We start from the raw sequence: 20,043 nt of genomic DNA, 5'->3' as shown, positions 1-20,043 counted from the left end.
CCGTTATAATTGCTGTCGCTTTTTGAGTATATGACGAAAGCCTGTCCATTGTGCTAATAGATTCAGTCACTTGTCCGGGCGAAACGGGCCTTACGCTGTTAAATGAGCGCCAATCCGAGCGACGCTGTAAACGCGGGTAGCCTGAGCTTCAGCCAGACTCCATCGCTTCCACCGCTCGATCATTTACACCAATCGGGAGCTAATCCATAATATCGCCTTGAAAAATGTTCTCCTGCTGCAAGTAATTCCGCAACGGCGCATACTCGGGCGATGTCCAGAAGGCGCTGTCGCTCACCAGCGCTGCGGCATCATCGCGAGATTCCTCGACGATCTTGAAATCGGCGGTCATATCCGCCAGCCTGAACTCCGGCAGCCCGCTCTGCTTCGTGCCGAAGAAATCCCCGGGTCCCCGAAGCTCCAGATCACGCCGCGATACTTCAAAGCCATCATCGGTCTCCGTCATAACCTGCATCCGCTCCTGGCCTACCTCCGATTTCGGATCCGCTACCAGGATGCAGTAGGAGGCATGCTCGCCCCGGCCAACCCGGCCCCGAAGCTGGTGCAGCTGGGAGAGGCCAAACCGGTCCGCATCCATAATCACCATCAGCGTAGCGTTCGGCACATCAACACCTACCTCAATGACGGTGGTGGAAATGAGCAGCTGCACCTCATTGCTGTAGAACTGCCGCATCACTTCATCCTTCTCGCCCGGGGTCATCCGGCCGTGCAGCAGCCCGACCCGGTATTTCGGAAACGCCTGCTGCATCTGAACATGCAGGTCAATCGCATTTTGAACATCCAGCTTGTCCGATTCTTCAATCAGCGGTGTAATGAGGTACGCCTGGCGCCCCTGATCCACCTCTCGTGCAATAAAGCCGAGCACGCGCTCCATCATCTCATGCTTGACCCAGTAGGTCGTGATCGGAATCCGTCCCTTCGGCCGCTCCGACAAGGTAGACACATCCATATCGCCAAAAGCGGTAATAGCCAGCGTGCGCGGAATCGGCGTTGCCGTCATCGTGAGCACATCCGGGTTATACCCCTTGCGGCGCAATATGCTGCGCTGGTTGACGCCGAAGCGGTGCTGCTCGTCGGTGACAACCAGGCCGAGCTGGCGGAAATACACATCCTCCTGGATCAGCGCATGCGTGCCGACAACAACATCCGTCAAGCCCATCTGCAGCGAAGCGAGCAGGTCCTTGCGCTTTCTCCCGTTGACGCTTCCCGTCAGAAGCCCTACCGTAATCCCGAAGGGCTCGAACAGCTTCTGGAGCGAGCGAGTGTGCTGCTCGGCCAAAATCTCTGTCGGCACCATCAGCGCCCCCTGAAAGCCCGAGCGCACCGTCGTGAACAGCGCAATCGCAGCCACGACCGTTTTGCCGGAGCCGACATCACCCTGGAGCAGCCGATTCATGCAGTAGGGTGAGCGCATATCGTGCAAAATCTCCAGCTCCACCTTCTTCTGTGCATCGGTCAGCTCAAACGGCAGGCTGCGAACAAACTCCCGGATCGTGGCATTGTCCGCCGTATGGACCACGCCGTCCATTCGCTTCCGGTTCAGGGCGCGGAATGCCTGCATTTTGAGCTGAAACAGAAACAGCTCCTCATACACCATCCGCCTGCGCCCTTCCTGGCCTTCTCGCGTATCCACCGGCTGATGAATCGTGCGAATCGCCTGTTTCCGGGGCATAAAATCATATTTTTGCAGCAGCGTCTTTGGCAAAATTTCAGGAATCATATCCCCATACTGCTGCAGCGCCTGGGTCATCGTCTTCCGCATCCAGGCCTGGGTAATCTTGCCTCCGACCGAATAGACCGGCTGCACCGTTCCGCTGCGGAACGCGCCCTTGTCCGGGAACTCCGATTCCGAAACGGTAAGCTGCATTCTGCGCTGATCCCATTTGCCTGTCAGCACAATTTCCCGGCCCGCAGCAAGCTGATCCTTCAAGAAGTGACGGTTGAACCAGGTTGCCGTAAACATCCAGCTCTCCGCCAGCATCTTGCAGGTTAAACGAGACTTGCGTCCGTAGCGCTGGAGCACCGGTACGCCGGCGATTTTGGCTTGAATCGTAATTTTGTCCCCGTCCTTCACCTCGCTCAGGGAGCGAAGCCGATAATCCTCATAACGAAACGGATAATATTCGAGTAAATCCTTGACCGTAGAGACGCCAAAGGCGTGAAGCTCCCCTTCCTTGAGGGCGCTCACGCCGTTGATCTGTCTGACGGATATTTGATCGAGTTCCAAACTCATAACATCTACCTCACTTAAGCAGGCCATATATAAGCCGCGATCGTGCCCGGCCCGACATGGGTGCCGATAACCGGCCCGATGTCGGAGTACACCACATCCTCCACCGTAAACACTGCGGACAGCTGCTGCAGGAAATCCTCCACCAGCCCCCGATCGGCCGTATGGCCTACCGCGACATGAACCTTCGTCACACCTGTCAGATCTTGCTGGAACAGCTCCACCATGCGAGCTGTCGCCTTTTTGCGGCCGCGAACCTTTTCCACCGAGAAAATAATGCCTTCCTCATCGATAGACAGGATCGGTTTAATATTCAGCAGCGTTCCCAGAACAGCCGAGGCTTTGCCAATTCGTCCGCCCTTCTGGAGATACTCCAGCGTATCAACCAGGAAGTAGAGGCGGCGCTTGCTGCGCAGCTCCTCAATCGCGGTTATGATCTCCTCGACTGGCTTGCCGTCGGCTGCCAGCTTGGCTGCATGGGCTGCAAACAGCCCGAATCCGTAGGAAGCCGATTTGGAATCCCATACCGTAATCTGGTCCGCTTTCTCCTCTAATAGCGAGGTGGCCAGCTTAGCCGATTGATAGGTGCCGCTCAGCCCTGACGAAATATGAATCGACAGAATGGAGCATTCCGGATATTGCTTGAAAATTGACTCGTAAGCCTGCACAAAATCAGCAGGAGACGGCTGGGAAGTCGTTGGAAGCTGCGGAGATTCCACAAGCCGCTTATAGAACTCCCCGGCCGATATATCTACGCCATCCAAATATGAATACTCGCCGAACATCACTTTTAACGGCACAATATGAATGTTATATTGCTTCACCAGGTCTGCCGGAATATCTGCGGTGCTGTCTGTTACAATCACGGTTTTATTCACCGTAACCCCTCCTAATCCATACAATCAAATTGAATGATTCGGTTAAGACTCCACAGAGAACAGGTACGAATAGATCGGCTGACCTCCATAGTGCACTTCCACTTCAGCGTCCGGATATTGTTCCCCTAACCAGCCCGTGAGCGCCTGGGTATCTTCCTCGGAAGCATCTTCCCCTGTAAGCAGCGTCACGATTTCATCGCCGGATTCCATCATCTTGCCAAGCAGCTGTTTGCTCGCTGACAGCAGATCCTCCGCTGCCGCTACAATGTTGGAGTTCCGAATGCCAATAAACTGGCCGGCCTTGATCTCCAAATCGTCGATGGTTGTGTCGCGTACGGCATAGGTCACCTGGCCTGACTGCACCCGCGCAATCGCATCCAGCATGTTCTCCGTGTTCACATCAGCACTCTCGTCTTCCTGGAAGGCGAAGGCAGCCGCAATTCCCTGCGGAATCGTCTTGCTTGGAATGACCGTTACGCTGCGCTCATCCTCAAGCAGCTCTCTGGCCTGCTGAGCCGCGAGCACGATGTTGGAGTTGTTCGGAAGAATGTAAACATGCTGCGCTGAAATCGAAGACACCGCGTTCACGAAATCTTCCGTGCTCGGGTTCATCGTTTGACCGCCTGCCAGAACGACATCGATGCCGAGGCTTTTGAAAATCTCGGAGATGCCGTCACCTGACGATACCGCGATGAATCCAAATGGCGCTATCTCGTCTGCCGGCGGAACCGCCGGAGCTTCAGGCGTGCGGGCTTCTGCCGGAATATCGGCAAACAGCTCCGGCATCGGGGCGATATCCATCCCCGTCGTGAGCAGCTCGCGATGCTGCTCGCGCATATTCAGAATATGAATTTGGGTAATCTCGCCATATTGCAGGGCCAGGTTCAGCACTTCCCCCGGCGCTTTGGAATGAACATGAACCTTGATCGTCTCGTCATCCGCAATGACAATAATGGAATCCCCATTCACTGCAAGCGCTTTCCGGAAATTATCTTCATCGAAATCTGCGTCTTGTCCCCCGCCAAGCTGGCGATTGATAAAGAATTCCATATCATACAGAAATTCGATATCTTCAGTTGCAAGCCTGGACTGCGCCGAGGTTGGAAGCGGGATCTCTGCCGCTGCAAACGGGCTTGTCTGCTGTACCGGTTCGGCGGAACGGGACACTGCTTGTGCCGTATCAACCGACGCCACACCTACCGGACCAGCCGTCGTCTCTTCTCTTAAAGCAGCCAGGAAACCTTCGTAGATGTAAACGAGCCCCTGTCCGCCCGAATCGACAACGCCCACCTGCTTGAGTACCGGCAGCATGTCCGGTGTCTGGGCCAGCGTTTCCTTCGCTTTCGCCAGCACCTGCTCCATCAGTTCCACAATGTCTGCCGTTCGGCGGGAATAGTATACACCATGCTTGGCCGCTTCCTTGGCGACCGTCAAAATCGTACCTTCAACCGGCTTAACGACCGCTTTGTATGCCGCCTCCACGCCGGTCTGAAGCGCGGCTGCAAACTGCTGAGGCGTCAGCTCCGCATGCGGTGCCGCATATCGGCTAAAGCCCCGGAACAACTGGGATAGAATAACACCCGAGTTGCCGCGCGCGCCCATAAGCAGCCCCTTGGACAGCACACCAGCGCTATGTCCTACCGACTCCGAATATTTGTTCTTCAATTCAGTCACACCGGCAGTCATCGTCAAATTCATGTTGGTTCCTGTGTCACCGTCCGGCACTGGAAACACATTCAAGGAATTAACGTGCTCCGCATGCTGCTGAAGCCGCTCCGCTCCGGCTAGAACCATCGCGGTAAATTCTGTTCCATTTAAAGAACGCTTACTCAATGAGAATTCCCCTTCCTGACTTGATACCCTAACATCAATCACATTCTATTTCAAAGCTCACCAGCCGAAACGAAATGCCCAAGCCATATATAGACACTCTATAATATACCTAAGTCAATGACCTAGGATCACGGACATGATGGGCTGAAATCTCGTCCCTTCGTTCGACATGAACCGGGCCCCGCCCAAACATGCCGATGATCCATAACTTTCCGTCATTCGAAATATTATGGACTAAACAACATTGTACTATAAGAAGTAAGAGAAATAAATGTTTTTAGGGCAGTTGACGGAGCAATTTTTACTGTGATATTATATTTAAGTATTGTTTTATGCAGGGTTAGTGAACAAGGAGGTGTAATAAATGGCTCGCAAATGTTATGTAACTGGCAAGAAACCAAGCAGCGGAAACCATGTTTCCCACGCAAACAACCACAACAAGCGCACTTGGGGCGTTAACGTTCAAAAAGTCCGCATTCTCGTGAACGGCAAGCCAAAACGTGTATACGTCAGCACTCGTGCTTTGAAATCCGGTAAAGTGACTCGCGTATAATCATCTCATGTTATAATGAAGAAAAACTTCTTAATCTCCAGCACCTTTCGGGGAGCGGTCCGGGGCAGGAAGTTTTTCTTGTTTTTGGATACATACATATCTAAACAAAAAGCACCTTGCGCAGCCAGGTGCTTTTTCAGATATAAGAAAGCCCCAAAGCAGCTGCAGCTACACCCGAGCACTCTCTTATATCACAAGAAAAACCTTCCGCGGGGCCTCGGTATGTCTCCCCTATCCGGTATACCCGCATCACATCGTGATTCCTTATGTTCTTCATCCAGTAAAGCACCCCTGGCGGTGCCGCCCCAGTCGAAAGGTTGGTTGGCCGTGACAAGCTGTCAGCCTTTGTGAAACGTATTTAAAATGGCTTTCACAAAACCTCCCAAAAACTTCGGCAGCTTGAACGTATAGAATTTCATGTCTCACCCTCCCCAATCATTCTCATGCCTTCCTATAATATCGTATGCACCAAGCCTACAGATGTGAACACAGACAAAAAAAGGCTACATGAGAACCCAGCTCATGTAACCATACTTATGCGGTAACGCCCCGCCCTATGCATCGCATGTGGTCAAACCGGGCAGCTCCCTGAGAAAAACACCACGCGCAGTGAGGGGCGCACGTGGTGCAATCAGCAAAAATCATGTTAGGTTGCCTCGTTGCTGGCCTAGGATACGCTGCTGCGAATGCCGGCGATTGCGGCAGCGCGATCGGCCTGGCCGTACACAGCGCTTCCTGCCACCAGCACATTCGCCCCGGCTGTAGCGACCAGCGGCGCTGTCTCCGCCGTAATGCCCCCGTCTACCTCAATGTGAAGATCGGCTTGGCCCGACTGCTCCGCCCATTCGCGGATCTGACGAATCTTGTTCACGGTCCGTTCAATAAAGGCTTGTCCGCCAAATCCGGGATTCACCGTCATGACAAGCACCAGATCCAGATCCGGAAGCACCTCCTGCAGCACATGCGCCGGCGTGCCCGGATTGATGGCTACCCCTGCCTTCGCGCCAAGCTCCTTGATCTGATGAACGACACGATGAAGATGAGGGCAGACTTCAGCATGAACGGTAACATAGTCCGCTCCCGCCTTCACGAAATCCGCGATATAACGCTCCGGCTGCTCGATCATGAGATGAACGTCAAGCGGCAGCGAAGTATGCGGTCTGATGGCCTGCACAATCGGCGGCCCCAAGGTAATGTTCGGGACGAAGTGCCCGTCCATCACATCGACGTGGATCCAATCGGCTCCGCCTGCCTCAACCTCCCGCACCTCTTGCCCCAGCTTGGCAAAATCAGCTGACAATATCGATGGCGCTATTATGATCATATTAATACCTCCGCTTCTTGTCTTTCATTTCTGCAAAAAACTCTGTGTAATGAACATAGCGGCTTTCTGCAATGCGGCCCTCTGCCTTGGCCCGGATCACTTCACAGCCCGGCTCGTGCATGTGGCTGCAGCCACGAAACTTGCAATCCGCCGCATAAGGAACGAACTCGCGGAAGCAGCTCGACAGCTCCTCAACCCCCAGCTCCAGAAAATCAAGCTGGCTGAAACCCGGCGTATCGGCAACGAATCCGCCATTATCCAGCTCAATCAGCTCCACATGGCGCGTCGTATGCCGGCCCCGTCCAAGACGCATGCTAATCTCGCTTGTCGTCAGCGACAGCCCTGGCTGGAGGGAATTCAGCAGCGAGGACTTTCCTACGCCGGACTGTCCGGCAAACACGCTGATTTCGCCCGCCAGCCGCTGCTTGATCTGCTCAACACCAATCCCTTCCAAGGAGCTGGTAATCAGCACCTCGTAACCGATGTTTTCATACAGCGCCTTGACCTCTTGAACCTGTGTATCGTTCTCGTCAGCCAGGTCCTGCTTAGTCAGGCATATTAACGCATCCAATCCGGAATGTTCGATATGTACAAGAAATTTATCCAGCAGCACCAGATTCAAATCCGGCTCCTTCACAGAAAACAGAAGCACAGCCAGATTCACATTCGCTACCGGAGGACGAATTAATTGGGAAGACCGTGGAAGAATTTCATCCACGGTCCCCTCCCCATTCTCAGTTAGCGAGTACTTTACATGGTCTCCAACGAGCGGAGAGATGCCTCTTTTTTTGAAAATGCCGCGGGCTCTGCATTGAACCGCCTGGTCTTCCCCGGATATCGACCGGTCATCTCGAAATGGTTTGACATAGTAATATCCGCTTAGCGCCTTCACGATCAGTCCCTCTAGCATATAATAGGCCTCACCTTTCCTGTTGGATTTAGATTTATAATGAAGTTCAAGAACCGGCTACCGCAAGCGACATGCCGGACAGACGAACTCATCCGAAAGCATGTGCTTGTAGTGTCCGGCCGGTTATGTCAGCTTCGGCTAGTCATCGTTAGTCGTCATTTCCGCGACCGTTTCCTCTGCCGTTACCATTGCCATTGCCGTTTCCATTGCCATTATCATGGCCTTCGCCTTCATCCTCAGAGCCGCCCTCCTCGGAACCGCCCTCACCTTCGCCTCCGGAAACCGGAACATCCCGCACCGGCGGCGGTTCAATCGTAGGCTCCGTCACGGTGCCATTCTTGGCATCCGTATAGGATACGACATAAGTGTCAATGACCCGCCCGTCACGGTGAACCATGACGGTTGCATCTTTGTTTGGCGCGAGGACAAGATCGACCGGTATCGTCTCCATCGTTGTAATCGTTTTGTTCACGGCTTCCTTGTTCTCGCCAAGCGCATCTGTGAATACAACACGGATTCGGCTCGGCTCACCCTCATAGGCAGGAGCAACCGGTACGTTATAACGATAGTTGACGATGTCATCCGGCAGTCCGGAGCTTACCGTAATCGTAATCTTCGTTCCGGGAGATACCGCTTCATTCGCTTCAAACGGCCACTGCTCCATTACTTTGCCTCTCTCGACATCGTAGCTCGATTTCTCCTTCACGGCCTCTACTTCAAGGCCTAGCGACTCAATCGTCTTGACAGCTTCGTCCCTGGACATGCCAATCAGACTCGGCATATTCACCGTCTGCTTGCCGCGGCTGATCGTCAGCACAATCTCCACCTGGTCCGGATCGAACTCCGCACCAGCAGCTGGCGATTGCCGGATGATCTTGTCTGCATCCACCTCATCGTTGTGCTCGGTGTTCTGCTTGATCGTCTCCTCATTCACGTTCTGCGCCTTCAGCAGCGCAAGCGCCTCTTCGTAGGTTTTGCCGCTTAAATCCGGCATGACGCTGAGCGGCTTGGCCGCGCCTACGGACAGCTGGATCAGCGAATCCTTCTTCACCACAGTGCCTTCAGGTCTGCTCTGACCAAATACGATCCCTTCATCCACCCCTGGCTTGTACTCCCGGATGACTTCCGGATCAACCGCAAGGCCGCTTTCCTCCAGCAGACGAATCGCGTCCTCTTCCGGCATATCCACTACGCCGGGCACCGTCACCTCAGGCACTTCAAGCATCTTGTTAACATAGGCAACCACCCCGGCCATAATCCCCAAGAACAACAGTACAGAAGCGATGATCACCGTCGGCTTCACCCATTTGCGCTTACGTCTGCCGGCGGCTTTCTCATCCGGCCCGTCCTCTTCCGCATCCGGCTCGTCCTTCGGACGGCTGCTGCGCTCCATGCTTTTGATCGCCGGCATAACCAGCGTGGAATCCTCATCTTCCTCAAATTCCATCTTCGGTTCATTGATGCGGCTTGGCAGCAGGCAAGTCTCCAGATCCTCCATCATTTCCTCGGCGGACTGGTACCGCTCCTGCGGATTTTTGCGCATCGATTTCAGAATGACGTTCTCCACGCTCTGAGGAATGAGCGGATTCACTTCCCGCGGCTCCTCAAATTCCTCCTGCAGATGCTTCAACGCAACGCTGATCGGGCTTTCACCGAGAAACGGCAGCCGGCCGGTCAGCATTTGATACAGTACGATGCCAAGCGAGTACAGATCCGATTTCTCCCCTGTGGCCACCCCTTTGGCGTGCTCCGGAGAGAAATAATGAACCGACCCGACCACCGAACCCGTCTGCGTAATCGTTGTCGAGGTGACCGCTCTTGCAATACCGAAGTCCGTCACCTTCACCCGGCCGTTGCGGCCGATCAGAATGTTGTGCGGCTTGATATCGCGATGAATGATCTGATTCTGATGGGCGTGTCCAAGGGCATCGCAGATCTGCGTAGCAATTCGGACCGCTTCCTCGACCTGCAGCGGCGCCCGTTCTTTAATGATTTCGTTAAGATTATTCCCTTCCACATACTCCATAACAATATAATGAATGTCGTCTTCCTGGCCCACATCATAGATGCTGACCACGTTCGAATGCGATAGGGATGCCGCAGACTGCGCTTCCCGCCTGAAACGACGGATAAATTCCTCGTCATGCACAAACTGCTGCCGCAAAACTTTGATCGCCACATAACGATTCAGCAAAATGTCCTGCGCCTGATAGACGAGCGCCATCCCGCCGCCGCCAATTCGCTCTATAATTTTGTAACGACCAGCCAATTCATGTCCGATCATGAATCCCACCCCTTTATACGTTGCCCGGCGGCCTCTTCCTGATGTTCAAACATCGCCACGGTAATGTTATCCTCACCGCCGGCAAGAAGCGCGAGCTGAAGCAGCCGATCCGCTCTTTCCTCAAGAGGAATGTCCAGTGCGCCGGCAATTTGGCCGATTCGTTCCCGGCTGACGCGGTTGCTAAGCCCGTCGCTGCATAACAGCAGCACTTCCCCGTCGCCGAGCGACACCGGAGTCAGTTCAACCGATACGTCGATATCGGTTCCGAGCGCCCGGCTTAACACATTCCTCCGGGGATGCGTCTCCAGTTCATCTTCCGTAATCTGGCCGCTCTTATATAGCTCATTGACCAGCGTATGGTCCTCGGTCAGTCGAATAACCTGCTCAGGCGCAACCTTATATGCCCGGCTGTCGCCGATATGACCGATATACCCTTCGTTCCCCCGGAACAGCACCGCGACAATCGTCGTCCCCATATTGTGCAGACGCTCGTCGGAAGCAGCCTCCTGGTATATGACCTCGTTCGCATGCAGTATCGCATCGCCGAGCGCGGCGCGAACGCCTTCCATCGACATGTCCGGGTCCAGGGAGGACAAATCCTCGGCCACGGTGTCAACAGCGAGCCTGCTGGCGGTATCGCCGGCCTGATGGCCGCCCATGCCGTCGGCCACAACGCCAAGCGTGTAGCCATGCTCCATATTTCGAACGAATACTGAATCTTCGTTTACAGGACGGACCCGTCCAACATGGCTTACATGAACCGTCTTGATCAATGTTTTCTCACCTCAACTCCATATGCTTGGCCCGAAGCTGGCCGCAAGCGGCAGCGATATCGTGGCCTTGCTCGCGCCGGATGGTAACGTTGACTCCTTTATCCGCAAGCGCGCGCTGAAATTTGAAAATATCATTTCGCGATGTGCGGACATATTTCCGCTCCGGCACATGGTTCACCGGAATCAGGTTGACAAAACAGTTCATGTCTTTAATGACATCCGCCAGTTCTTCCGCATGTTCAACCTGGTCGTTCACCCCGCCGATCAGAGCATATTCAAACGTGATGCGGCGGCCGGTCTTCGCTTGATAATACCGAAGCGACTCGATAACATTATCAAACGGGAATCTGCGGTTGACAGGCATCAGCTTCGAACGAAGCTTGTCGTTCGGCGCGTGGATGGAAATCGCCAGATTGATCTGTGTATCCTCATCGGCAAATTTATAAATGTTAGGCACAATGCCGCTGGTCGAGACGGTAATGTGACGCTGCCCGATGTTCAGCCCCTTCTCATGGATCATGATCCGCAGGAACTTCATCGTGGCCTCATAGTTCTCAAACGGCTCCCCGGAGCCCATGATCACGATGCTGCTTACCCTCTCGCCGCTCTGATCCAGAATCTTCTGAGCCTGAACCACCTGGGCCACAATTTCTCCCGGGGTCAGATTCCGCTTCAGTCCGCCGAGCGTAGAGGCGCAGAACGTGCAGCCGATACGGCAGCCGACCTGTGTCGTAACACAGATGCTGTTGCCGTAGTTATGCTTCATGATGACCGTTTCGATCGCGTGATCGTCGTGAAGGCCGAACAGAAACTTGACCGTTCCGTCCTTGGACTCAAACCGCGTGATCTCCGACAGCGTCACAAAGCTGAACTCGTCCTCAAGCTTGCGGCGAAGCTCCTTCGACAGATTTGTCATCTCCTCAAAGGCGTTCACACGCTTCACGTACAGCCAGTCAAATATTTGGGAGCCCCGAAACGCAGGCTCGCCCTGTTCCTGAGCCCATGCTTGAAGTTCTTCCAATGAATAGTCGTATATAAAAGGCTTCATTTCACCACACCTGTCTAATTTCATTCATATGCACATCTTTTTTCATTCTTCCTATTTTAACATAAATAAAAGGCACCGTAAAAGAGAAAACCCGCCGAAGCGGCGGGATAACAGGATTCTTGGACCGCTCTCCAGCGCTTAGGGAAGCTTCCGGAGTCTCGCAATATAGAATCCGTCACTATGAAAATGCTGCGGCAGAATCTGAATGCCTCCCCCTCGCACGAGCGCCGCCTCACGCAAGCGAGAAAGCGGGCCGAGAGCGTCTTCGGCAAGGGCAAAGTCCGCGCGATCCGCGAGGAAATCCGCCACGGCCTCCTCGTTCTCGGCAGGCTCGATCGTACAGGTGCTGTATACGAGCAGCCCGCCTGGCCGCAGCAATTCGGCTGCGGTATGAAGCAGCCTTCTCTGCAAAGCGGCGATCTCGGCGATATCCTCCGGCGACTTGCCCCATTTCAGATCCGGCTTTCGTCTGATGACGCCAAGCCCCGAGCACGGCGCATCCAGCAATATCCGGTCGAAGGATGCCGGCTCGAACCGGGAAGACAGCTCCAGCGCATCGCCAGTTATCGTCGTCACACAGTCGAGACCCAGTCTGGCAACCTGCTCACGGATAAGCTTGCCTTTATGAGTGTGAATATCGTTCGCAACGATCTCGCCTTCATCCTTCATCAGCTCAGCCATGTGAGCCGTCTTCCCCCCCGGGGCGGCGCAGCAGTCCAGCACCCGCATGCCCGGCTCCGGCGCAACTGCCTCGGCCACGAGCATCGAGCTCTCATCCTGAATCGAGATCATTCCTTCGCGGTACCATTCGGTGAGCGCCATATTGCCGCCGCCCTGCACCACGATGCCATAGGGGCTCAGCGCGGAGGGTTCTGCTGTCAGATCATGCGACCGCAGCTCTTCCAGCATCGCGTCCCGGCTGATCATCGTGGTGTTCACCCGAACGCTGACAGCAGGCGGGGTGTTGTTGGCGGCGCATATCGCTTCGGCCGTCGCCTCGCCGTATTGCAGCATCCAGCGCTCAACAAGCCATTCCGGGTGAGAATGGCGCAGCGCGATCCGGCGGGCCGGAGGCAGAGCGTCCGGAATCTTCAGCTCATCCTTTTGCCTCAGTACACTGCGCAGCACGCCGTTGACCATGCCGGAAATGCCCTGATGCCCCCGGCGCTTGGCCAGATTCACCGCTTCGCTCACCGCTGCATGCTCCGGAATCCGGTCAAGGTACGTGAGCTGATAAAGGCTGAGACGAAGCAGCGCCCTTACCCACGGCTGGAGCTTCGCCACCCCTTTGTTCACGAACTTGTCCAGAAAATAGTCCAGCGTGTTCAGGCGCGAAATCGTCCCGTACACCAGCTCCGTTGCCAGGCCGGCATCCGCGCGGCTTAGAGAAGCCTTCTGAAGGGCAGCGTTGAGCAGCAGGTTGCTGTAAGCCCCCTCCTGCTCAACTTCGGTCAGCACATTCAGCGCCAGCTCCCTTGGGGATGCCGGACGCCCTTTAGCTTTGCCGCTGCCGCTCATCCGAGTACCGTCCCGACCGTCATGCTTGTCCCGCGGACAAACTGCTCGGCAGTCATCGCCTTTTTCCCGCTTGGCTGCACGGTCAGCAGCTTGATCGTCCCGTCACCGGTCTTCACCACCACGCCCTGCTCCGTCAGCTCAAGCACCGTGCCTGGCGCTGCATCCGCCGGTCCTGCCGCTCCCTCCGGCTTGGCGGTGGCCCACACCTTGAACACCTCGCCGTTCCACAGGGTAAATCCGCCGGAGAACGGGACCAGTCCGCGAATTTGATTGTAAATGTCGCGCGAGGAGCGGGACCAGTCAATCCGTTCATCCTCCCGGGTCAGGTTAGGCGCATAGGTCGCCTCAGCTTCGTTCTGAGGCTCCGCCTCCACCTTACCCTGCATGAGCCGGGGCAGCTGCTGCTTGAGCAGTTCCGCCCCGGCAACGCTCAGCTTCTCGAACAGGCTTCCGGCCGTATCCTCCTCCGCGATCGCGACCTCAAGCTTCGCAATCATATCGCCGGTATCCAGCCCCTCGGCCATATACATCAGCGTGATGCCGGTGACCTTCTCGCCGTTGATAATGCAGCGCTGAATCGGCGCGCCCCCGCGATAGGCGGGGAGCAGCGAGCCGTGCACATTCAGACAGCCAAGCCGCGGCATATCGAGCACCGATTTCGGCAAAATCTGGCCGTAAGCTGCCGTGATGATCATATCCGGCTCATACTTGGCCAGTTCAGCCACCGCCTCCGGACTGCGCAGCCGCTGAGGCTGCAGCACCGGGATGCCGTGGCGAAGCGCCGCTTCCTTAACCGGTGTAGGCGTCAGCACTTTCTTGCGCCCTTGCGGTCGATCCGGCTGCGTAACGACGGCAACCACGCGGTAACCTTCGGACAGGAGCATCTCCAGGCTGGGTACGGCAAAAGCCGGCGTTCCCATAAATACGATGTTCATCGGTTCTCCAGCTCGCTTCTCGGCGGCTCCGGCGTATATTCATACACCCGTTCCGCGATATCGGTGAACAGCACGCCGTTCAGATGATCGATCTCATGCTGGAAGGCACGGGCCAGCAGTCCTGTCCCCGTTACAACAATCTCGTTGCCGTCGCGGTCCAGTCCCTTGACAGTAACCTTCTCTGCGCGCCGCACGTCTCCGTTCCAGCCCGGGATGCTAAGGCAGCCCTCCGGACCAAACTGCTCGCCCTCGCTCTCGATAATCTCGGGGTTGATCATCTTGATCAATCCGTTCTCGTCCCCGGCATCAACAACGATCAACCGCTTCAAAATGCCGACCTGCGGAGCCGCCAGCCCGACACCATCCGCGTCATACATCGTGTCTGCCATATCATCCAGCAGCTTCTGCACGTTCGGGGTAATTTTCGTTACTTCCTTGGCTCTTTTGTGAAGAACCTCATCCGGTTCCTTTACGATAATACGAATTGCCATTTACGCTACACACCTTCCTTGGACTTTTCAACATTATATGCGGATTTACATTAGCATTTGCGGATCAACGTCGATGCTGATGGCAAGCCCGCTGTCCCGTACCGATTCCTGCAGCTGCTCCGCAGCGTCCCGGGTCAGCGAGACGGCATCCATCGTCCCACGCCATTTTATCATACATTGAAATCTGTATCTATTTTTAAGCCGGGGAATCGGGGAAGCGACAGGCCCGAGAATATCCAGCGCATCGGCTGCGAATCGGTCCAGGCTCCCGAACCATCCCCGCCGGTCTGCTTCTTTCTTCACCATCGCGGCATAATTTTCAGCGGTTCGCACAAGCAGCGGCAGCTGTTCATGGGAAAGGGTCACCAGAATGAGCCGGCAATACGGCGGATAATGCAGCGCCTTCCGATGCTTGAGCTCATCTTTGACAAAGGATAAATAATCATGCCCGCTCGCATGGATAATGGAATAGTGCTCCGGCGTATAAGACTGGATAACCACCTCGCCGGGCAGCTGATGGCGGCCGGCTCGACCGGCCACCTGCGTCAGAAGCTGGAAGGTCTTCTCCGCCGCCCGGAAATCCGGGAGATTCAGGGCCGAATCGGCCGTAATGACGCCGACCAGCGTCACATCCGGAAAGTCAAGCCCTTTGGCGACCATCTGCGTGCCCAGAAGCACGTCCGCTTTTTTGTCCCGAAACTGCTGAAGCAGCTTCTCGTGGGCCCCTTTTTCCGTCGTGGTATCCACATCCATCCGAATGACCCGAATGCCCGGAAACAGCTTGGCCAGCTCTTCCTCTACCCGCTGTGTACCCGTGCCGAAATAACGGATATGCTCGCTTCCGCAATCCGGACAAACGTCGGGCGAAGGAGCGGCATAACCGCAATAGTGGCATCTGAGATTATTAGACTTCTGGTGATACGTCAGCGAGATGTCACACTCCGGGCAGCCTGCAACATAGCCGCAGCTCCGGCACATGACAAAGGTCGAATAGCCCCGCCGGTTCAGCAGCAGAACGGTCTGCTCCCCTCGCTCAAGACGCGCTGCAATCGCTTCATGAAGAGGGATGCTGAACATAGAGCGATTCCCTTCGCGCAGCTGCTCCCTCATATCGACAACCCGAACCTCCGGCAGCCGGTTGCCCAAAGCGCGGGAATGCATCTCCAGCAGCACAGGGGCAAAATCATCCTGGGCCTGGGAACGGGCCGCATGATAGCTCTCCAGCGAAGGGGTGGCCGAGCCGAGTATGACGGCAGCCCCGCTTAAAGCAGCCCTGTGGATCGCCACATCCCTTGCATGATACTTCGGCGTTTCTTCCTGTTTGTACGACGTTTCGTGCTCCTCATCCATAATGATGAGGCCAAGACGGTCAAACGGCGCGAAGACCGCCGATCTGGCGCCGACCACAACCGACGCTCTGCCTTCCCGGATTTTGCGCCACTCGTCATACCGCTCTCCGTCCGAGAGGCGGCTGTGCATGACCGCCACCCGATCACCGAAGCGGGCCTTAAAGCGCTCCACCATCTGCGGTGTCAGCGAAATTTCGGGCACGAGCACAATCGCTTGACGCTCCTGCTGAAGACAGCGCTGGATCGTCTGCAGATAGATTTCCGTCTTGCCGCTGCCCGTAACGCCATGCAGCAGAAACACGCCGTGCTGGCGCTCGTCCAGCTTGTGCACGATCTTGTCGTATACCCGCTGCTGTTCCTCCGTCAGAACAAGCGGCTCGCTCGGCTTGAAATGTCGGCCCCGATACGGATCGCGGAACACTTCCACATCCTTGATCGCAATGAGTCCTTTATCCGCTAGCGCCTTCACCGTGCCTGCCGTCACGCCAAGCGTCTGCAGCAATTCCTTCTGCGAGATCGGCAGCAGCGGCTCGATCTCCAGCAGGTAAGAGAGCACCTCTCTCTGGCGCTGGGCTTTCGCCGGGAAATCCCCCAGCGCCGCTTCCGCCGCCGCTTTCTCTACCGCCAGTTCGACGGCCTTCATCGTTTTCTTCTGCAGCTTGTCCTTGATCTGCTGGTGCTCGCTCAGCATTCCCCGCGCAAGCAGCGTCTTGATCACATCCGCCTGATCCGGAAACGCGCGGGACAGCTGCTGGATCGTCACCTCGCCCCGTTGGCCGACAAAGCCGAGAATCCGCTCCTCCTCTTCGCTTTCAGGCTGAAGAGAGAACAGCCCTTCGGTCTCATCAGGGGTGTCAGAACGCTCCGGCAGTGAAATGTATCGTTCAGCCTTCCCCTTCAGCGCGGTCGGCAGCATCGACTGCAGCGCTGTAATCTGCCTGCACGCATACCGCTCCTTCATCCATTCCCCGAGCTGCACCAGCTCCCGGGACAGCGGCGGCAGCACATCGAGCACCTCCTGGATCGGCTTCATCTTCGAGGTGTCCATCTCGGGACGGGGATGCAGCGACACAACGAATCCCTGCAAGGTCCGATGCCCGAAAGGAACACCGACCCGGCTCCCTACCTCAATCCAGGGCCGCAGCGAAGCAGGGACCAAATAGTCAAACGGCCGGTCCGTATCCTTGGACGGCACGTCCACAATGACTTTGGCCATTTCCATCAGACAGACCTCCCGGATATCCGCTCGGCGGCGAGCAGCAGCAGCCTGCGGGCAACTTCCTCCTTGGACATCAGCGGCAGCTCAAGCACAAGACCTTCCGCGTCATAGATATGAACCTGGTTCGTATCCGTACCGAAGCCCGCCCCCGCTGCTGTCACATCATTGGCTACGATAAGATCACAGTTTTTGCGCTTCAGCTTATCCTTGGCATGTTGCTCGAGCGAATCTGTCTCGGCGGCGAAGCCGATCAGATACTGAGAGCTTTTGCGTTGGCCGAGGCTCTCCAGAATGTCTGTCGTCTTGACCAGCTCAAGCGTCATCGTATCCCCGCGCTTTTTAATTTTTGACGTAGCTACTTGCGCAGGCCGGTAATCGGCTACGGCAGCCGACTTAATCACAATATCGCTGTCGTCAAAGACGCGCAGCACCGCCTGATACATCTCCTCGGCAGACTCCACCTGTTCGGCGGAGATCCCCTGCGGAGGCGGCTCATCGGTATGGCCGGCGATCAGATGAACATCAGCGCCCAGCGCTTGGGCCGCTTTGGCGATAGCAAACCCCATTTTGCCGGAGGAATCGTTGGTGATATAACGCACCGGGTCGATCCGCTCCATCGTCCCTCCTGCGGTTACAACCACTTTTTTACCTTTCAATATGTCAGAAGATGCCGCGTTGAGCGCTCCCCCAGCGTCCTGGTCGGCCTGCAGGCTCGTCTCCCGGTCCCTGAAAAACTGCTCCACAACCTCAACAATCGTCTCAGGCTCTTCCATCCGGCCTTTTCCTACATAGCCGCAGGCCAGCAGGCCATCGCCAGGTTCAATCATCTGCACGCCCCGGGATACCAGCGTCTCCATATTCGCCATGACAGCCGGATGGGTGTACATATGCACATTCATCGCAGGCGAGATCATTACTGGAGCTGTTGTAGCCAGCAATGTCGTCGTCAGCATGTCGTCCGCGAGGCCATGGGCCATTTTGGCAATCACATTGGCTGTAGCAGGGGCTACAAGCACGAGGTCGGCCATATCCGCCAGATGAATATGCGAGACAACCGCAGGATCTCTCTCATCAAATGTATCGCTGTATACAGGGTTTTTCGTTAAAGTTTGCAGCGTCAGCTCTGTGATGAACTGTTTCGCGGATTCCGTCATGATGACATGAACATCCGCCCCTCTCTGGACGAGCCTGCTGCATAACGTCGCCGCTTTATAGGCAGCAATGCCGCCAGTAACGCCAACCACGATCACTTTTCCGCTTAACATGAACTATCCCCCGCTTTCGTTCGTAACAAGCTTGCCGTCCTATACCAAACAACTTCAATTCAAAAAAATAACAACCTTTCGGTTGTCACATTGTGCTTATACAAGCGTCCTATTCAGCTATCGGGGAAGCTTACGCTTCTCCCCGTTCAACCTTGATGTAGTCGCCGTAAATCTCCTCAAGCGCAACGCCTACGAATTTGTGAGACTTCGGATCCTCCAGTTCGCTCGGAGCCCCTTCACGCAGCTGGCGCGCGCGGCGGGATGCAGCCACAACCAGCGAGTATTTACTGTCAACCTTGTTCATCATTTCATCAATGGAAGGGTATAACACAGTACAGCACCTCTTTCATCATACTTAAAGTCCCCGTTGTGAGAGGGGTAGGTCCATTCATTCCAAGTAAGGGAAAACAAAACCGCCTAACACCGAAGTTACCTTGCGATTAAAGAAAGCGCAGCTCCTTCTTGAGAAGCATGCTTTCTTTAACCCACAAAAAAACCTCACCCTGCACATGGTCAGCGGCGGTTACTTTCTTATTTTACAATGTTCGGCTGTAATAATCGATTGTATTCGTTCACAAGCCAGCTCAATCTTGTCATTCACTACCGCATAATCATAATGCTGCAGCAGATTGATTTCGTCAACCGCGACGGACATCCGGTGGTCAATCGTATCCTGGCTCTCTGTTCCGCGGCCCTTGATCCGGTCTTTCAGTTCATCCAGAGACGGCGGCATCAGGAATACAAAGATTCCATCCGGAAACTTCTCCTTCACCTTCAGTGCTCCTTGAACCTCAATCTCCAGAATAATATCCTTGCCCTCAGCCAGCGTCTTCTCCACAAAATCACGGGGAGTTCCGTAATAGTTCCCGACATATTCAGCATATTCCAGCAGCTGATCATGTTCGATCATCTCAAGGAACTGCTCGCGCGTCTTGAAGAAGTAGTTGACGCCATCCACTTCCCCCGCACGCGGAGAACGCGTCGTGGCCGATACAGAATACACCAGATCCGGAACCTGGCTGCGCAGCGCCGTGCATACGGTTCCTTTACCAACTCCGGACGGACCGGACAATACAATCAATAATCCCTTAGACATAATACTCCTCATTCTATTCGTCGTTGTCGTCATCTTTGCTGGACAGACGGTGTGCTACCGTCTCAGGCTGTACCGCCGATAAAATCACATGATCGCTATCGGTGATAATAACAGCTCTAGTCCTGCGGCCATATGTAGCATCAATCAGCATATGACGATCTCGTGCTTCTTGAATAATCCGTTTGATCGGAGCCGACTCCGGGCTCACGATAGAAATGATTCGGTTGGCCGATACGATATTTCCGAAGCCAATATTAATGAGTTTGATTGCCATTTTGCGGTTGTTCCCCCTATACATTTGACTCTATTGCCGATTCAA

Annotated in this window: 18 protein-coding genes; 1 reads left to right on the top strand and 17 read right to left on the bottom strand. The window is 55.2% G+C overall.

What is annotated here, in order from left to right:
* Positions 1-199: 199 nt before the first annotated feature.
* The 3 genes from recG to CHH75_RS04555 are packed head-to-tail and all read right to left on the bottom strand — an operon-like array spanning position 200 to position 4,959.
* On the bottom strand, positions 200-2,251 hold the full coding sequence (gene recG / locus CHH75_RS04565) for an ATP-dependent DNA helicase RecG (protein WP_095263328.1): 2,052 nt from the start codon (positions 2,249-2,251) through the stop codon (positions 200-202).
* Positions 2,252-2,265: 14 nt separating this feature from the next.
* The gene (locus tag CHH75_RS04560; RefSeq protein ID WP_095263327.1) at positions 2,266-3,126 is read right to left on the bottom strand and encodes a DegV family protein; all 861 of its coding nucleotides are present in this window, start codon (positions 3,124-3,126) and stop codon (positions 2,266-2,268) included.
* A gap of 42 nt (positions 3,127-3,168) precedes the next feature.
* Positions 3,169-4,959, bottom strand: a complete 1,791-nt coding sequence (locus CHH75_RS04555; RefSeq protein ID WP_095263326.1) for a DAK2 domain-containing protein — start codon at positions 4,957-4,959, stop codon at positions 3,169-3,171.
* A gap of 364 nt (positions 4,960-5,323) precedes the next feature.
* Here CHH75_RS04555 and rpmB point away from each other — a divergent pair, with 364 nt between their 5' ends.
* On the top strand, positions 5,324-5,512 hold the full coding sequence (gene rpmB / locus CHH75_RS04550) for a 50S ribosomal protein L28 (protein WP_095263315.1): 189 nt from the start codon (positions 5,324-5,326) through the stop codon (positions 5,510-5,512).
* A gap of 338 nt (positions 5,513-5,850) precedes the next feature.
* Here the strand turns inward: rpmB and spoVM are convergent, their stop codons facing one another.
* The 14 genes from spoVM to remA form a co-directional block, all read right to left on the bottom strand.
* Positions 5,851-5,931 (bottom strand): stage V sporulation protein SpoVM, encoded by an 81-nt coding sequence (spoVM, locus tag CHH75_RS04545; protein ID WP_095263314.1) that lies wholly within the window; start codon positions 5,929-5,931, stop codon positions 5,851-5,853.
* 248 nt (positions 5,932-6,179) lie between these two features.
* The gene (gene rpe, locus CHH75_RS04540; protein WP_095397529.1) at positions 6,180-6,836 is read right to left on the bottom strand and encodes a ribulose-phosphate 3-epimerase; all 657 of its coding nucleotides are present in this window, start codon (positions 6,834-6,836) and stop codon (positions 6,180-6,182) included.
* 1 nt (position 6,837) lies between these two features.
* Positions 6,838-7,746 carry a ribosome small subunit-dependent GTPase A gene (gene rsgA, locus CHH75_RS04535; RefSeq protein WP_095397528.1) on the bottom strand — a complete coding sequence of 303 codons (909 nt, stop codon included), beginning with the start codon at positions 7,744-7,746 and terminating at the stop codon, positions 6,838-6,840.
* Positions 7,747-7,894: 148 nt separating this feature from the next.
* On the bottom strand, positions 7,895-10,030 hold the full coding sequence (pknB, locus tag CHH75_RS04530; RefSeq protein WP_095397527.1) for a Stk1 family PASTA domain-containing Ser/Thr kinase: 2,136 nt from the start codon (positions 10,028-10,030) through the stop codon (positions 7,895-7,897).
* Positions 10,027-10,803, bottom strand: a complete 777-nt coding sequence (locus tag CHH75_RS04525) for a Stp1/IreP family PP2C-type Ser/Thr phosphatase (RefSeq protein WP_095263310.1) — start codon at positions 10,801-10,803, stop codon at positions 10,027-10,029. Before CHH75_RS04525 ends, pknB begins: the two co-directional genes overlap by 4 nt.
* A gap of 7 nt (positions 10,804-10,810) precedes the next feature.
* Positions 10,811-11,851 (bottom strand): dual-specificity RNA methyltransferase RlmN, encoded by a 1,041-nt coding sequence (rlmN, locus tag CHH75_RS04520; protein ID WP_095397526.1) that lies wholly within the window; start codon positions 11,849-11,851, stop codon positions 10,811-10,813.
* Between the two features lie 138 nt (positions 11,852-11,989).
* The gene (gene rsmB, locus CHH75_RS04515; RefSeq protein ID WP_095263308.1) at positions 11,990-13,369 is read right to left on the bottom strand and encodes a 16S rRNA (cytosine(967)-C(5))-methyltransferase RsmB; all 1,380 of its coding nucleotides are present in this window, start codon (positions 13,367-13,369) and stop codon (positions 11,990-11,992) included.
* Positions 13,366-14,304, bottom strand: a complete 939-nt coding sequence (gene fmt, locus CHH75_RS04510; RefSeq protein WP_095263307.1) for a methionyl-tRNA formyltransferase — start codon at positions 14,302-14,304, stop codon at positions 13,366-13,368. The genes rsmB and fmt overlap by 4 nt, the downstream gene beginning before the upstream one ends.
* Positions 14,301-14,795 (bottom strand): peptide deformylase, encoded by a 495-nt coding sequence (gene def, locus CHH75_RS04505; RefSeq protein WP_095263306.1) that lies wholly within the window; start codon positions 14,793-14,795, stop codon positions 14,301-14,303. The genes fmt and def overlap by 4 nt, the downstream gene beginning before the upstream one ends.
* 45 nt (positions 14,796-14,840) lie before the next feature.
* Entirely contained in the window at positions 14,841-17,366 is a 2,526-nt protein-coding gene (gene priA / locus CHH75_RS04500; RefSeq protein ID WP_095397525.1) for a primosomal protein N', read from the bottom strand.
* On the bottom strand, positions 17,366-18,628 hold the full coding sequence (gene coaBC / locus CHH75_RS04495; protein ID WP_095397524.1) for a bifunctional phosphopantothenoylcysteine decarboxylase/phosphopantothenate--cysteine ligase CoaBC: 1,263 nt from the start codon (positions 18,626-18,628) through the stop codon (positions 17,366-17,368). Before coaBC ends, priA begins: the two co-directional genes overlap by 1 nt.
* A 130-nt stretch (positions 18,629-18,758) precedes the next feature.
* A complete protein-coding gene (gene rpoZ / locus CHH75_RS04490; protein ID WP_095263303.1) occupies positions 18,759-18,959 on the bottom strand; it encodes a DNA-directed RNA polymerase subunit omega in 201 nt (66 codons plus the stop codon).
* A gap of 192 nt (positions 18,960-19,151) precedes the next feature.
* Complete coding sequence (gene gmk / locus CHH75_RS04485; RefSeq protein WP_095263302.1) at positions 19,152-19,724, bottom strand: guanylate kinase; 573 nt, start codon at positions 19,722-19,724, stop codon at positions 19,152-19,154.
* A gap of 13 nt (positions 19,725-19,737) precedes the next feature.
* Positions 19,738-19,998: an extracellular matrix/biofilm regulator RemA gene (gene remA, locus CHH75_RS04480; RefSeq protein WP_006209218.1), complete on the bottom strand. Its 261-nt coding sequence runs from the start codon at positions 19,996-19,998 to the stop codon at positions 19,738-19,740.
* Between the last annotated feature and the right edge of the window lie 45 nt (positions 19,999-20,043).

The sequence above is a fragment of the Paenibacillus sp. 7541 genome (assembly GCF_002276395.1).
GTDB lineage: Bacteria > Bacillota > Bacilli > Paenibacillales > Paenibacillaceae > Paenibacillus_AQ > Paenibacillus_AQ campinasensis.
The sequence above is the reverse complement of the archived record's forward strand: the minus strand, read 5'-3'. Positions and strand labels throughout refer to the sequence as shown.